Origin of the sequence: Pseudomonas quebecensis, assembly GCF_026410085.1 — a bacterium.
GTDB classification, from domain to species: domain Bacteria; phylum Pseudomonadota; class Gammaproteobacteria; order Pseudomonadales; family Pseudomonadaceae; genus Aquipseudomonas; species Aquipseudomonas quebecensis.
The window spans coordinates 661,729-676,524 of record NZ_CP112866.1 but is presented as its reverse complement, the minus strand read 5'-3'; the positions used below and the strand labels follow the sequence as shown (position 1 = coordinate 676,524).

Sequence of the window (14,796 nt, the reverse complement as noted above, 5' to 3'; positions counted from 1 at the left end):
ATCAACTCCTGTGTTGAACGTTGACAGCGGAGTGCTCCGACTCCGCCGTGTGCTGGCCGCCCTGGGACAGGCGTTTGGCCTGGTACATTGCCGCATCGGCGGCGTTGAGCAAGGTGCCGGGCGTGGCGCCATGTTCGGGGTAAAGGGCAATCCCGATGCTCAGAGAAGTGACCACCTGGGTACCACCCGGTACGTCAATCGGCAGGTCCATACTGGCGATGATTTTATCGGCGATGCGTTGTGCATCCTCGGCCTTGTGCAACGGCGCGAGCAGGATGGCGAATTCATCACCGCCCAGGCGTGCCACCAGGTCACCGTCCCGCAGTTGCGCGCGCACACGTGCGGCAACGGCCACCAGCACCGCATCGCCGGCGGCGTGGCCGAAGGTGTCGTTGATGTCCTTGAAACGGTCACTGTCGAGAAACAGCACCGCGACCCGCTCGTTGACCTTGGCCGCGCCGCGCAGGGCTCGGATCAGCCGCCCCTCGAAGAACGCGCGGTTGGGCAACCCGGTCAGGCTGTCGTGGCTGGCCTGGTGGGCCAGGGTTTCATTTTCACTTTGCAGGTGGCTATGCCAGGCTTCCATTTCGCCGAGCAAGGCATTGAAGTCACTGCCGAGGCTGTCGAGTTCGGCGATGCGCGCCGGTGGCACTCGCCGGTCAAAATCGCGCTCGCTGCGAGCGGCGTGGGCTACCGCGGCCAGGCTTTGCAGGGGCACGGTGATCCCACGCAGCAGACGCCGGGCCAGGTGCAACGCCACCCAGGCGCTGAGGGCGGTGCAGATCAGAATCCCGGCCAGGCCGCTGAGCAGGAAGCGCAGCAGGCTGCCGCCGTGGCCAGTCAGGTGAATGCTGCCGACCGTGCGGCCCTGGTGCAGGATCGGTTGGTTGATCGGCTGTTCGAGCAGGGTGTGCGCCAGCGCCAATTCAACCCGCGAAAGCAGGCCGGTTTCGGGTCGCGCCCAATAGGCTAATAGATTGCCATCAGCCTCGAATACTTCGGCCTCGGCCACTTCTTCGGTGGAAGCAATCAGGCTCAGTGCTTCGGTGGCTGCGGCGCTGTCGTTGAACACCACCGCCGCTTCCACCGTATAGGTGATCGAGCGCGCGATCAGTTGCAGGTTATGTTCGGCATATACGCGCAGCGCCAACACACCGAGCAGGGTCAGGGACACACTGGCCAGGGTCACCGCTACCAGCGCCAGGATCAAGTGACCACGGCCGATGACGGAGCGCAGGGTAGGTCGCACTTTCACGTCGGTCATGGCCCCGGCGACCGGCGGCGGGACAGTTGCAGCACGCTGGGGTGAATGCGCACGCCGCTGCGTGCCACCGAGTCGAGGTTGACCTCGAACGACACCTGCTCATTGCCCACACGCAGGCAGAACAGACTGCCCACGGTGCATGGGTCGCCGCCTTCGCTGATGCTGAGCACCGGGTGACCGATCAACGAGGCAAACAACTGGCTGCGCTCGTCGGCGGAAAGCTTGCCGATGTACACCGCATCGCAGGCATTGACGATATCGGGATGGTTGACCAGCAGGCGCTGCACCACTACCGGACGGCCGGTGGCCTGAGTGGTGCCCTTGATCAGGTCGTCGGTGTATTGGGTAGGCCCGACGATGCACAAACGCAATTGCGCCGGCTCGACCGGCCAGCGCGCATAACTGAGGATGCCCAGGACCACCTGAGTGACGGCCTCGGCACGCTGATCAGCCATGCGGTCGCCGCCTGAGGCTTCAGCGAACACGCGCGGTGCCAGCACACACAGCAGCGCGATCAGCAGCAGGCGTCTCCAGCTCCAACGGCACTCTGTGGGCGAGACAGCCACGTTCATGCTGCGATTCTCTCGGGTGTTTTCGTGGGGTGATGCCGCAACGATAGCACAGCGGCGAAAAACCCCGCGAGGCAGTGCCATCGCGAGGGCCGCTATTTTTTCAGAAAATTCACACAGCGAAATAAGAAATATTAGATGACCTGTCAGTCAGCTTTTCAGGCGCCGCTATCCAATTCCAGCATCAGCCCGCTCAAACGCTTGACCTTGCGTCGCACCGCTTCCTCAAATACACCGCCGCGCGGCTCGATCAAGCTGAACCAGCGTTTGGCGCGGGTGATGCCGGTGTAGATCAACTCCTTGGTCAATACCGGATTCAAGGCGTCCGGCAGGATCAGCGCGGTGTGGGTGAATTCCGAGCCCTGGGATTTGTGCACGGTCATGGCGTACACGGTTTCCACATCATTCAGACGACTGGGCAGTACAAAACGCACACCACCCTGACCATCGTTACGTGGGAACGCGACGCGCAGCACCTGCGGGCCGCCGTCGCTTTCGGGCAGTTTGAGGGCGATGCCGATGTCGCCATTCATCAAACCCAGGCCATAGTCGTTGCGGGTCATCAGCACGGGGCGACCTTCATACCATTGCTCATCGCCTTCGATCAGCCTCACCTTGCGTAACGCCGCAGTGATACGCGCGTTCAGCCCCTCCACGCCCCACGGGCCCTTGCGCACGGCGCAGAGCAATTGGAACGCGTCGAAGGCTTGCAACAGTTGCTGGGCCCAGGCCGTCCAGGCGGGGTCGTCACGCGGGGCGGCAGGTGACGGACGCGCCGATTGCAGCAGGTTCAAGTAATAACGATAGCCCTCGGCACCGCCGCCCTGCCCGTCCAGCACCAGGCGCTCCAGGGCGTGGTCGTGTTCGCCCTTGAGGCTGACACAGAACAGGTCGCGGTGACTGCGCGCAGCCAGCAGCCTGCGCGCTTCTTCCGCGTTCTGTTGATTGACCCAGCGCGCCAGTTGCCCGATGCCGCTGCCTTCGCCGAACCGGCGCGAGTAGCGCAGCATCACCACTTGCTGGGCCAGGGGATGGCTGTGGTCGAGGTCTTCGCTCAGGCCGCTGGTGCTGAGGTCTTCGCCGCTGACGGCTTGCAGCCACTGGCGCGTGTCGGGGTTGTACCAACCGGCCTCGGCGTCGCGGCACAGGTCACCGAGCACCGCGCCGGCTTCCACGGACGCCAATTGATCCTTGTCGCCCAGCAGCACCAGACGGGCATGGGGCGGCAGGGCATCCAGCAGGTTGGCCATCATTTCCAGGTCGATCATCGAGGCCTCGTCCACCACCAGCACATCCAACGGCAATGGGTTGCCCGCATGGTGCCGGAAGTGTCGGGTGCCTGGACGACTGCCCAGCAAGCGGTGAACCGTGGTGACCTGAGTAGGAATTTTTTCGCGCACGGCCTCGGGCACGCTCAGCGACAGCACTTGCTGGCTGATGGACTCGGTGAGCCGCGCAGCCGCTTTGCCGGTGGGCGCCGCCAGGCGAATACGCAACGGGGTGCCGATTTCCACGGCAGGCGCCTGCAGCAACGCAAGCAGACGCACCACAGTGGTGGTCTTGCCGGTGCCGGGCCCGCCGGTGACGATGCTGAACGCACCTCGCGTGGCCAGTGCACAGGCGAGTTTCTGCCAATCCACCACGCCGTCGGGCGCAGGTTGGTCGAACAGACCGTTCAAGCGCTCGGGCAAATCGTCGGCAACGTTTTCGCGGGTCGCCAGGCGCAGGCGCAATGCAGTGTCGATACGCCGCTCGTAAGTCCAATAACGCCGCAGGTACAGACGTTTACCTGACAACACCAAGGGCCGGCTCTGCGCCGCCTCGCTGCCGTCCAGCGCCAGGGCGACCAAGGGACTGGCGGCCAGTACATGGCACCAGTGAGCGCCGTCGAGGCCATCGAGCAACTGCGACGGGAGGAGCATCGCGCCCGTCTGCAGGTCACCTTCGGGAGGCAGGGACAGAGCGAAATCCGGCGCTTTGAGGGTTTCGAACAAATCCAGGCAGACATGGCCGTGGCCCAGTTGATGGCTGGTCAATGCAGCGGCAAGCAATAACAGAGGATCGGCCAGGGGATCGAGTTCGTGCAGGAAGCCGACGAAGGCTTTGTCCAGCGCTCGCAACCAGCCGCGCTCGACCCAGCGCTCCAGCAGTTGCACCAGGTCGACGGCACGTTCCAACGGTTCCAACGCCTCCAGCGGGAGCGGCGACAGGCTCATAACAACACTCCTTGTTCCCAGGCGGGCTCAGCCTTCGGCGGCAGCGGTTTGCCTTGGAACAGCAGATCGAGGCCCTCGATCAACGCTCGTGGCGGTCGGGTGAAATAGGCGCCTTGGCTGGCCGACTGGGTGCCGCGCAGGAACAGATACAGCGCACCACCCACGTGACGGTCGTAATCGTAGTCGGGCAAGCGCGCCTTGAGCTGGCGATGCAGGGCCAGCAGGTAAAGAACGTATTGCAGGTCGTAGCGATGCTCGAGGATCGACTGTTCCATGGCTTGCCGGGTGTAGGCCGAATCGTCGGGGCCGAGCCAGTTGGATTTATAGTCGGCCACGTAGTAGCGACCGTGGTGTTCAAACGTCAGGTCGATGAACCCCTTGAACATGCCGTTGAGCAGCACCGGTTCGGCAGCTACGCGGGCGACGCCGTTGTGAGTGTGCTGACACACCAGTTTATCCAGAGCAAGTACATCGACTTTATGGCTGGCGAACCAGAACTCCATTTCGATCTGGTACTGCTGCAGGCTGTTCAAGGTGACATGGCCGTTATCCACAGGCAGTGGTGTGTGCAACAGGTGGCCCAGCCAGGCGCTGAGGGTGACGATCCAGCCTTCCCAGTTACGCCGATTGCAGCGCGCGCCAACGGCTTTTTCGATAGCCTCAGGCGTTACGTTGAAGCCGTCTTCACCGGCCCATTCCAGCAGGCCATGCAGAAAGGTGCCGGGATTGGGCCCGCGTGGGAAACGGTGAATATCGCCCCCAGATGCCGCCATTTCGCGCGGTGCGTCAGGGTCGAGGCGTTCGTCATCGAACAGCTTTTGCGCTTGTGGGCTTTCAGGCGCTTCGAGGGTAGCGGTGCTCAAGCTGTCGCCAATGCGTAGAGCGCTGTAGGACGCAATCCACCAGTTTTCCGCCGCCTTGCGAGCGGGCAATAACGGCGCCAGCAACGTGGCCGGGTTGCGTGGCGGATGGAACAACACGTCCCGCGCCTCGGGCACCTGGGCGTAATGGATGGCTGGGCAACCGTCCTGCAAGTTCAATAGCCAACGCGCCAGGCCCGCGGACTCGCCGAGCGCTGCGCCGCCGCCGAGCAAATAGCCCAGCGCACACAGGTGCAGGACCGAACGGCTGTTATTGCCGCGTTTGAGGTCGGCAACGCCCAGCCAGCACGCATGCTTGGCGCGGGTCAGGGCGACATAGAACAAACGCAGGTCCTCGGCCAGCCGCTCGTCGTCAGCCTGGGCAATCAGTTCGGCAGTCGGGCGCAGGCTGATGTGAGAAGTGCCGTGTTCATCGTGGTAATGCAGCGGCAGGCGACTGCCGTCCACCGGCTTGGCCGAGCAGATGAACGGCAGGAACACCAGGTCGTACTCCAGGCCTTTGGACTTGTGGATGGTGACCACTTTGACCAATTGCTCATCGCTTTCCAGGCGCAGGATCTGCTCTTCACCGGCTTGCCCCGACAGTGCCAGATGCTCGGCCAGGTGGCGGATCAGCGCCTGTTCGCCGTCCAGCTCCGAGGCGGCCTGTTGCAGTAATTCGCTCAGGTGCAGCAGGTTGGTCAACACCCGCTCGCCGTCGCTGCGGGCGATCAGGGTTTGCGGCAATTTGAAGTCATGCAGCAAACGCCGCAGCATCGGCAACACGCCTTGGGTGCGCCAGATCGCACGGTAGCCCCGGAACTGCATCACGCGGCTTTCCCACGCCAGTTCGTCCTGATTCAGACGTTCCAGTTCAGGCAGTGTCAGGTTCAGGGTGACGCACGCCAGGGCGGCGCGCAGTGGGCGCTCCACATCCGGCTCGGCGCAGGCTTTGAGCCAGGCCAGCAGGTCGTGGGCTTCCTGGGCGGCGAATACGGAGTCCTTATCGGACAGGTACACACTGCGCACGCCTCGGGCGGCCAATTCGCCACGCACGGCTTGGGCTTCCTTGCCATCGCGCACCAGGATGGCGATGTCCGACGGCATTACGCCTTTGAGGCTGGCGTCCGGCTGTAGAAAGCCGGCCTTGCCTTGCTGCCCGGCGTTGAGCAACTCGACAATCTGCGTGGCGCAGGCAGCGGCCAGGTGCTGGCGGTAAACCGCATTGGAAATCGGTTGATCGGTGGGCAGGTGCCAGAGGTTCATCGCCGGCACCCGTTGGCCGTCGACCAGCAGGGTTTCTTTGCGCCCCTGGGACAATACCGGCTGGAACGGCACCGGATTGTCGCCATTCGGTGCGCGGAACAAAAACGCGCCGCGCCCGGTTTCTGCGCGCTGGAATACGTGGTTCACCGCCTCGACCATTGCATGGCTGGAGCGAAAGTTGGTGCCCAGGGTGTGATGACGGCCGAGGGTGGACTTGCGCGCGCGCAGGTAGGTGTAGATGTCGGCGCCGCGAAAAGCGTAGATCGCTTGTTTGGGGTCGCCAATCAGGAACAGGCCACTGTCGAGGTGGTTTTCTTCGATGCGGTAGATACTGTCGAAGATGCTGTACTGCACCGGATCGGTGTCCTGGAATTCATCAATCAGCGCTACCGGGAACTGCTCGCGGATCACACTGGCCAGGCGCTCGCCGCCCTCTGCTTGAAGGGCGGCGTTAAGGCGGATCAGCATGTCGTCGAAGCCCATTTCGGCGCGGCGGCGTTTTTCTTCTTCGAACCGTTTGCTCACCCAGGCGGCCGCGTGTTGTAGCACGGCGGCGTCGGGGCTCGGCAACGCGTCGAGGCTGGCCTTGAGAGTGGCCATGGCCTCAATGCCGGGATGCCGGGGCGGTTCGTCTTTCCAGGCTTCGGCCATACCCTCGGGCGTGAGGCGACTGAAACCGGTGCCGATATCCAGTTGCTCCAGGGTTTCATCGTTCGCCCAGGCGCTGATTTTTTCAAACCAGGGCTCGAAATACCGTGCCTGCATCTTACGACCGTCGACGGCTTTGGCGGCCACGGCTTGCAGGCAGAGATCGCGCAGTTCGGCGGCCCACTGTTGCCAGGGCGCTTTGAGGGCGACCAGCGCCTCGCGACGCTCCTGCAGACAAGCGTTGATCAATTCGGCGGGGGCGCGTGTGTCGTCGCCGGGCCGTTCACTGCCGAACAGCGCGCGCACGCGCGGCATCAACGCAGCGGGACCGCCCCAGTGGGTGCGCACCCAGTTGAGCGCATCGTCGTGCATCGGGTAGCAGAACAGTCGCCAGTAATCGCGCAGCACCTCGCCGAGCAGGTCGCTGTGATCGGTTTCCAACGTCTGGGTAAACAGGCTGCCGCTGTCGAACGCGTGCTCGCGCAGCATGCGCTGGCACCAACTGTGGATGGTGGAGACGGCCGCTTCGTCCATCCACTGGGCCGCGATGTCCAGGCGGTTGGCGCAGGCATGCCACTGTTGCGGCGCATAGTGCGCGCGCAGGTCGGTGATTAATGCGTCGGGTGACGGGATCTCGTCGCGGAAGAACCGCGCGGCTTCGGCCAGACGAATGCGAATGCGTTCACGCAGTTCTTTGGTGGCGGCGTCGGTAAACGTCACTACCAGGATCTGCGGCGGCAGCAATTCCCGCCCAAAGCCCCACTCATCGCCGCCGTGGCCAAGCACCAGGCGCAGGTACAAGGCGGAGATGGTGAAGGTCTTGCCGGTGCCGGCGCTGGCCTCAATCAGCTGGCTGCCCTTAAGTGGGAAGGCCAGCGCCAAGGGTTTACTGCTCATGCGCCGGCCTCCTCGCCAGTGAGTGATCGCCACGGCGCATTGATCATCGGTCGATAGAGCGCTTCGCACCAACCCTCGAATTCTTCGCTGGCCGTTAGCGCTGCGTAGTCCGGGAATTGGCGCGTGAGCGCAGGGCTCTCTCTCCGTTCGCCGTCGGTGGTCAGGCCGTCGCCTTCATAGGCCTTGCTCGCCGCGGCATGGGCTTTGGCCGGATCGGTTTGGCCCAGCCACGCAAATGCGGTCTTGACGGCCACCGGCAGTGGCTTGCGCATACCGCTGTGCCAGGCCAGGAGCAGGTTGCCGAGGATGTCCTGGGCGAGCGCCGGGGCCAGCGGAGCCAGGAGTAAGGTGTCGTCGCTGGCCACCAGGCCAGTACTCAAGGGCAGTCCGCAGGCGCAGCCCACCACGTGATTGACCCAAGGGCGGATCAGACGATGCCACTTGCGCGTCTTGATCGAGCCGATGCTGTTCGGGATGGTGCTCACGCTGAGCAATCCGCCATCACTGCGCCGATGCAGGCCGCTGACCCAGCCTTCGAGCCTGATCCCTTGATGCTCAAAACTGACCGGTTCGGCAGCGGTGTGAGGAGTTGGCCATAGGGCCAGCAATTGCTGGTAGCGTTGCAGCAGATCGGGCAAGGGCTCGATCAGTTCGTTGCGCAGGCACTCGCCGAAACCAACCATGGGCAACAGACCACTGCCCTGCAGACGCTGGGCCTGGGCCTTGAGCGCCTGGTCGAGGTGATCCGGCTGGCTCAGTGCAGCATTGAGCAGGCTGTCGCTCAGGTTGTAGCGTTGCAGGGCGTCCAGGACAAAAGGTTCTTCATCGGCGAGCGGAACTTCGGCGGCCTCAAAGAATACTTTCAGGCGCTGACTGAAGAAGTGCTTGACCGGGTTGCGCAGGAAATCCTGCAACTGACCGAGGCTTAGCGGTTCTTCTTGCTGGTGTTGCGTCAGCTCGGGCTCCGGCGCGGCAGTGGATGTGGCCTCGTGCAGCAGCTGCCATTCACGGGCGTAGCTGAACAATGGATCGCCCGCGTGGAAATAGCGGGCGCTGAAGGGCTGCAAGGGGTGTTCCTGAGTCAGGGCGTCGATGAGCGGTTCGTCACTTGTTGCGTGCTTCCAACCGCTGGCGAGATGATCGCGCAGCTGGCCGATCAGCACCGAAGCCGGACGCTCACTATTGTCTCGGATGCTACGGCCGACCCAACTGATGTAGAGCTGGTCGCGGGCCGAGAGCAGGGCCTCGAGCAGCAGGTAACGGTCATCTTCGCGGCGCGATCGGTCGCCAGGGCGGTAATCGCTGCCCATCAGGTCGAAGTCCAGTGGCGGCTGCGCACGGGGGTAATCGCCATCGTTCATACCCAGCAGACAGACGAGTTTGAAGGGGATAGCGCGCATCGGCATCAGGGTGCAGAAATTGACAGCGCCGGCAAGAAAACGCTGAGACAACCGGCCCTGGTCCAGACCGGCCAGCCAGGCTTCACGGACCACGGTGAGTGGTAACTCATCCTGCAGACCGACGGACTCGCAGGTTTCGAGCCAGGTTTCCCGCAGTTGCTCAAGTTGGCTCAGGAGAAAGTCATCATGTTCGCTGCTGGCCAGGAAGAACCGCTGCATCAAGCGTTGCAGGCGTTCGCCCCATTGTTGGGGAGTAGTCGGTTCGGACAAGGCCTGGTGAGCATCACTCAGTGCATCGAGCAACGCGACCAGCGGGCCGATCAGCGCGGCATCAAGACCGCCGATCTCATCGTAGGGCTCAATACCTTCGCAGGCCGCACCGCTACCGACTGCGTATCCCAGCAACATGCGGCGCAGCCCGAATCGCCAGCTGTTCTGCTCAAGCTCAGCGGGCAGGCCCAGGCTGGCACGTTGTTGCGCGTTGAGCCCCCAGCGAATGCCGGCGCCTTCGATCCAGCGGTGCAGCGTCGGCAAGTCGCGCTCTTTGATCGCAAAGCGTTCGCGCAGGGCGGGCACGTCGAGCAGATCAAGAATTTCGCTGACAGGAAAGCGGCTGTCGGGGAGTTTGAGCAAGTGCTCCACGGCGATCAGCAGAGGGTCGCGTCCACGTTGTCCCTGGTCGGTCAAGGTGAATGGGATGAAGCGCGGATCATTGCGCTCGAGTTGGCCGAACACGGCGCGAATGTGCGGCGCGTAGCTGTCGACATCCGGGACCATGACGATGATGTCCCGAGGTCGCAGCGTGGCGTCGGCACTGAAGCGGTGCAGCAGTTGGTCGTGGAGCACTTCGACTTCGCGTTGAGCGCTGTGGGCGATGTGGAAGCGGATTGACGTGTCACGCTGCAGGTCGACAGCGGGCCATAGAGCGCGGGTTTCATTGAGCGGGCGCAGTTCGAGGATATCGTCCTGCAACTGATTGAGCAGCGTGGTGGGCTCACTGTCGCTGAACAGGTCTATGCGTCCATCGCGGAATGCGGCGCGGTAGCTGTTAGGGTCGTCGTAACTGTCCAGCAGGCTTATGTAGTCGCGCCCCTGTTTGCCCCAGGCGGCCAACAACGGATGGGCGTGCTGGTGCAGGGTTTGCGGGTCGATACTGATGGGCATGCCGGTCTTGCGCGCCTGCCTTTTGTATTCGTTACGAAGCAGGTCTTTGTCGGCGACGATGTCGGACCAATGATGGCGACAGGGGTTGTGTACGCACAGCAGGACCTGACTGAAACGAGCCAACCCGGCGAGTGCTTCAAGAGCCTGGGCCGGCAAGGAAGAGATGCCGAAAACAATGACTCGTGAAGGCAGGCCGGACGGGGCCTGCTCAAGCGAATTGATCCGCTCGATGAAGCGCTGGTGCACGCCGGCACGGCTTTCAGACATACCCTCTTCCCCAACGTCCACCAGCAATGCACGCCACAATTCTGCTTGCCAGCAGTTCGCCGGGTTCAGGGGTTTGGTTTCACCTCGCCCGTTGCGAAGTTGATGGCGGCCGGCGGCCCAATCCTCCAGCCAGTCAGCACGGTAAACCTGATATTGGTCAAACAGGTCAGCCAGGCGCTCAGCCAATTGATAGCGCTTACGCAGGTCGGTGTCGTGGGTGAGGAAGCGCTGCAACGGTTCGAAGTGTGGTTGGTTGATCAGTTCCGGCAGCAGGCGCATAAGGCGCCAAGTGAGTGGGGCTTTGTCGAGCAGGGATTTGGGCGGGATTTCATCGCGGCCCAGAACCATGCGATAGAGCTGCCACATAAAACTGCCAGGAAGTTGCACATCAATGGCGGCGGCAATGCCGCAGCCGCCCATGTCGTCATCTTCTGGATCTTCAGCCAGCGCCAGTTTGAGCCACTGGGCGATACCGTTGCTTTGTACCAACGCAATTTCGTTTTCCAGGGGCGCGAGGGGATACCGGCGCATCCAGCTCACCACCAGGCTGCGCAGCTCATCCAAGCGGTTACCGTGAACCACCATGAATCCAGCGCTGAGGGACTCCGCATCCGGCATAACAGCTTCCTTGGGAAAGCAAAATCGGGGGTATGGACTTTAGCATTGATGACGACGCTGACGCCCGTGGCGCTTTTCGAGCGCCCAAAACAAAACCCCAACTGCTCTCGCAATTGGGGTTTCGGAATTTAATCTTGACGATGACCTACTCTCACATGGGGAAACCCCACACTACCATCGGCGATGCATCGTTTCACTGCTGAGTTCGGGATGGGATCAGGTGGTTCCAATGCTCTATGGTCGTCAAGAAATTCGGGTACTGAGTCGTGACCAGATGGCCTCGCTTCAGCAAATTGGGTATGTGACAGCTGTCGGTGTTTTGTGAGCGTCGAACTTTCGGTTCATTGCGTCTTCACACACCGCAATCTGGCCTTTCGACTCAAATTGCTTGGGTGTTATATGGTCAAGCCTCACGGGCAATTAGTATTGGTTAGCTCAACGCCTCACAGCGCTTACACACCCAACCTATCAACGTCGTAGTCTTCGACGGCCCTTCAGGGAACTCAAGGTTCCAGTGAGATCTCATCTTGAGGCTAGTTTCCCGCTTAGATGCTTTCAGCGGTTATCTATTCCGAACATAGCTACCCGGCAATGCCACTGGCGTGACAACCGGAACACCAGAGGTTCGTCCACTCCGGTCCTCTCGTACTAGGAGCAGCCCCTCTCAAATCTCAAACGTCCACGGCAGATAGGGACCGAACTGTCTCACGACGTTCTAAACCCAGCTCGCGTACCACTTTAAATGGCGAACAGCCATACCCTTGGGACCGGCTTCAGCCCCAGGATGTGATGAGCCGACATCGAGGTGCCAAACACCGCCGTCGATATGAACTCTTGGGCGGTATCAGCCTGTTATCCCCGGAGTACCTTTTATCCGTTGAGCGATGGCCCTTCCATACAGAACCACCGGATCACTAAGACCTACTTTCGTACCTGCTCGACGTGTCTGTCTCGCAGTCAAGCGCGCTTTTGCCTTTATACTCTACGACCGATTTCCGACCGGTCTGAGCGCACCTTCGTACTCCTCCGTTACTCTTTAGGAGGAGACCGCCCCAGTCAAACTACCCACCATACACTGTCCTCGATCCGGATAACGGACCTGAGTTAGAACCTCAAAGTTGCCAGGGTGGTATTTCAAGGATGGCTCCACGCAGACTGGCGTCCACGCTTCAAAGCCTCCCACCTATCCTACACAAGCAAATTCAAAGTCCAGTGCAAAGCTATAGTAAAGGTTCACGGGGTCTTTCCGTCTAGCCGCGGATACACTGCATCTTCACAGCGATTTCAATTTCACTGAGTCTCGGGTGGAGACAGCGCCGCCATCGTTACGCCATTCGTGCAGGTCGGAACTTACCCGACAAGGAATTTCGCTACCTTAGGACCGTTATAGTTACGGCCGCCGTTTACCGGGGCTTCGATCAAGAGCTTCGCGTTAGCTAACCCCATCAATTAACCTTCCGGCACCGGGCAGGCGTCACACCCTATACGTCCACTTTCGTGTTTGCAGAGTGCTGTGTTTTTAATAAACAGTCGCAGCGGCCTGGTATCTTCGACCGGCATGAGCTTACGGAGCAAGTCCTTCACCCTCACCGGCGCACCTTCTCCCGAAGTTACGGTGCCATTTTGCCTAGTTCCTTCACCCGAGTTCTCTCAAGCGCCTTGGTATTCTCTACCCAACCACCTGTGTCGGTTTGGGGTACGGTTCCTGGTTACCTGAAGCTTAGAAGCTTTTCTTGGAAGCATGGCATCAACCACTTCGTCATCTAAAAGATGACTCGTCATCAGCTCTCGGCCTTAAGATCCCGGATTTACCTAAGATCTCAGCCTACCACCTTAAACTTGGACAACCAACGCCAAGCTGGCCTAGCCTTCTCCGTCCCTCCATCGCAATAACCAGAAGTACAGGAATATTAACCTGTTTTCCATCGACTACGCTTTTCAGCCTCGCCTTAGGGACCGACTAACCCTGCGTCGATTAACGTTGCGCAGGAAACCTTGGTCTTTCGGCGTGGGTGTTTTTCACACCCATTGTCGTTACTCATGTCAGCATTCGCACTTCTGATACCTCCAGCAAGCTTCTCAACTCACCTTCACAGGCTTACAGAACGCTCCTCTACCGCATCACTTACGTGATACCCGTAGCTTCGGTGTATGGTTTGAGCCCCGTTACATCTTCCGCGCAGGCCGACTCGACTAGTGAGCTATTACGCTTTCTTTAAAGGGTGGCTGCTTCTAAGCCAACCTCCTAGCTGTCTAAGCCTTCCCACATCGTTTCCCACTTAACCATAACTTTGGGACCTTAGCTGACGGTCTGGGTTGTTTCCCTTTTCACGACGGACGTTAGCACCCGCCGTGTGTCTCCCATGCTCGGCACTTGTAGGTATTCGGAGTTTGCATCGGTTTGGTAAGTCGGGATGACCCCCTAGCCGAAACAGTGCTCTACCCCCTACAGTGATACATGAGGCGCTACCTAAATAGCTTTCGAGGAGAACCAGCTATCTCCGAGCTTGATTAGCCTTTCACTCCGATCCACAGGTCATCCGCTAACTTTTCAACGGTAGTCGGTTCGGTCCTCCAGTTAGTGTTACCCAACCTTCAACCTGCCCATGGATAGATCGCCCGGTTTCGGGTCTATTCCCAGCGACTAGACGCCCTATTAAGACTCGCTTTCGCTACGCCTCCCCTATTCGGTTAAGCTCGCCACTGAAAATAAGTCGCTGACCCATTATACAAAAGGTACGCAGTCACCCAACAAAGTGGGCTCCCACTGCTTGTACGCATACGGTTTCAGGATCTATTTCACTCCCCTCTCCGGGGTTCTTTTCGCCTTTCCCTCACGGTACTAGTTCACTATCGGTCAGTCAGTAGTATTTAGCCTTGGAGGATGGTCCCCCCATATTCAGACAAAGTTTCTCGTGCTCCGTCCTACTCGATTTCATGACTAAGAGATTTTCGCGTACAGGGCTATCACCCACTATGGCCGCACTTTCCAGAGCGTTCCGCTAATCTCAAAGCCACTTAAGGGCTAGTCCCCGTTCGCTCGCCACTACTAAGGGAATCTCGGTTGATTTCTTTTCCTCAGGGTACTTAGATGTTTCAGTTCCCCTGGTTCGCCTCTTGCACCTATGTATTCAGTACAAGATAACCATCTTATGATGGCTGGGTTCCCCCATTCAGACATCTCCGGATCAAAGTCTGTTTGCCGACTCCCCGAAGCTTTTCGCAGGCTACCACGTCTTTCATCGCCTCTGACTGCCAAGGCATCCACCGTATGCGCTTCTTCACTTGACCATATAACCCCAAGCAATCTGGTTATACTGTGAAGACGACATTCGCCGAAAATTCGAATTTCTCAATTAAGAGAACTCACAAATTTTACCTTAGCCTGATCCGTTACCAGTGAAAGTAACGTTCAGTCTATCTTTCTATCACATACCCAAATTTTTAAAGAACGAACTAGTCAAAGACTAGAAATCAACATTCACCATCGCAGCGATGGAATGCTCATTTCTAAGCTTTCAAACGTCAGAAGCAGTAGTGGTGGAGCCAAACGGGATCGAACCGTTGACCTCCTGCGTGCAAGGCAGGCGCTCTCCCAGCTGAGCTATGGCCCCGTATTTCTACAGG

Annotated in this window: 5 protein-coding genes, 1 tRNA gene and 2 rRNA genes; all 8 read right to left on the bottom strand. The window is 60.1% G+C overall.

Features of this window, described 5'->3' with window-relative positions; genetic code table 11:
- Nucleotide 1: 1 nt before the first annotated feature.
- The 8 genes from dgcN to OSC50_RS03160 all read right to left on the bottom strand — a co-directional run bounded on the left by dgcN (nucleotide 2) and on the right by OSC50_RS03160 (nucleotide 14,783).
- A complete protein-coding gene (gene dgcN, locus OSC50_RS03195; RefSeq protein WP_253509369.1) occupies nucleotides 2-1,264 on the bottom strand; it encodes a diguanylate cyclase DgcN/YfiN in 1,263 nt (420 codons plus the stop codon).
- Nucleotides 1,261-1,836 (bottom strand): regulatory sequestration protein YfiR, encoded by a 576-nt coding sequence (yfiR, locus tag OSC50_RS03190; RefSeq protein ID WP_181078856.1) that lies wholly within the window; start codon nucleotides 1,834-1,836, stop codon nucleotides 1,261-1,263. Before yfiR ends, dgcN begins: the two co-directional genes overlap by 4 nt.
- A gap of 155 nt (nucleotides 1,837-1,991) precedes the next feature.
- Nucleotides 1,992-4,049, bottom strand: a complete 2,058-nt coding sequence (gene recD / locus OSC50_RS03185) for an exodeoxyribonuclease V subunit alpha (RefSeq protein ID WP_266246777.1) — start codon at nucleotides 4,047-4,049, stop codon at nucleotides 1,992-1,994.
- Entirely contained in the window at nucleotides 4,046-7,720 is a 3,675-nt protein-coding gene (gene recB / locus OSC50_RS03180) for an exodeoxyribonuclease V subunit beta (RefSeq protein WP_266246779.1), read from the bottom strand. The genes recD and recB overlap by 4 nt, the downstream gene beginning before the upstream one ends.
- Entirely contained in the window at nucleotides 7,717-11,169 is a 3,453-nt protein-coding gene (recC, locus tag OSC50_RS03175; protein WP_266246781.1) for an exodeoxyribonuclease V subunit gamma, read from the bottom strand. The genes recB and recC overlap by 4 nt, the downstream gene beginning before the upstream one ends.
- Nucleotides 11,170-11,301: 132 nt before the next feature.
- Nucleotides 11,302-11,417, bottom strand: a 5S ribosomal RNA gene (rrf, locus tag OSC50_RS03170).
- A gap of 151 nt (nucleotides 11,418-11,568) precedes the next feature.
- Nucleotides 11,569-14,460, bottom strand: a 23S ribosomal RNA gene (locus OSC50_RS03165).
- A gap of 247 nt (nucleotides 14,461-14,707) precedes the next feature.
- Nucleotides 14,708-14,783: transfer RNA gene (locus OSC50_RS03160), tRNA-Ala, on the bottom strand.
- Nucleotides 14,784-14,796 lie beyond the last annotated feature (13 nt).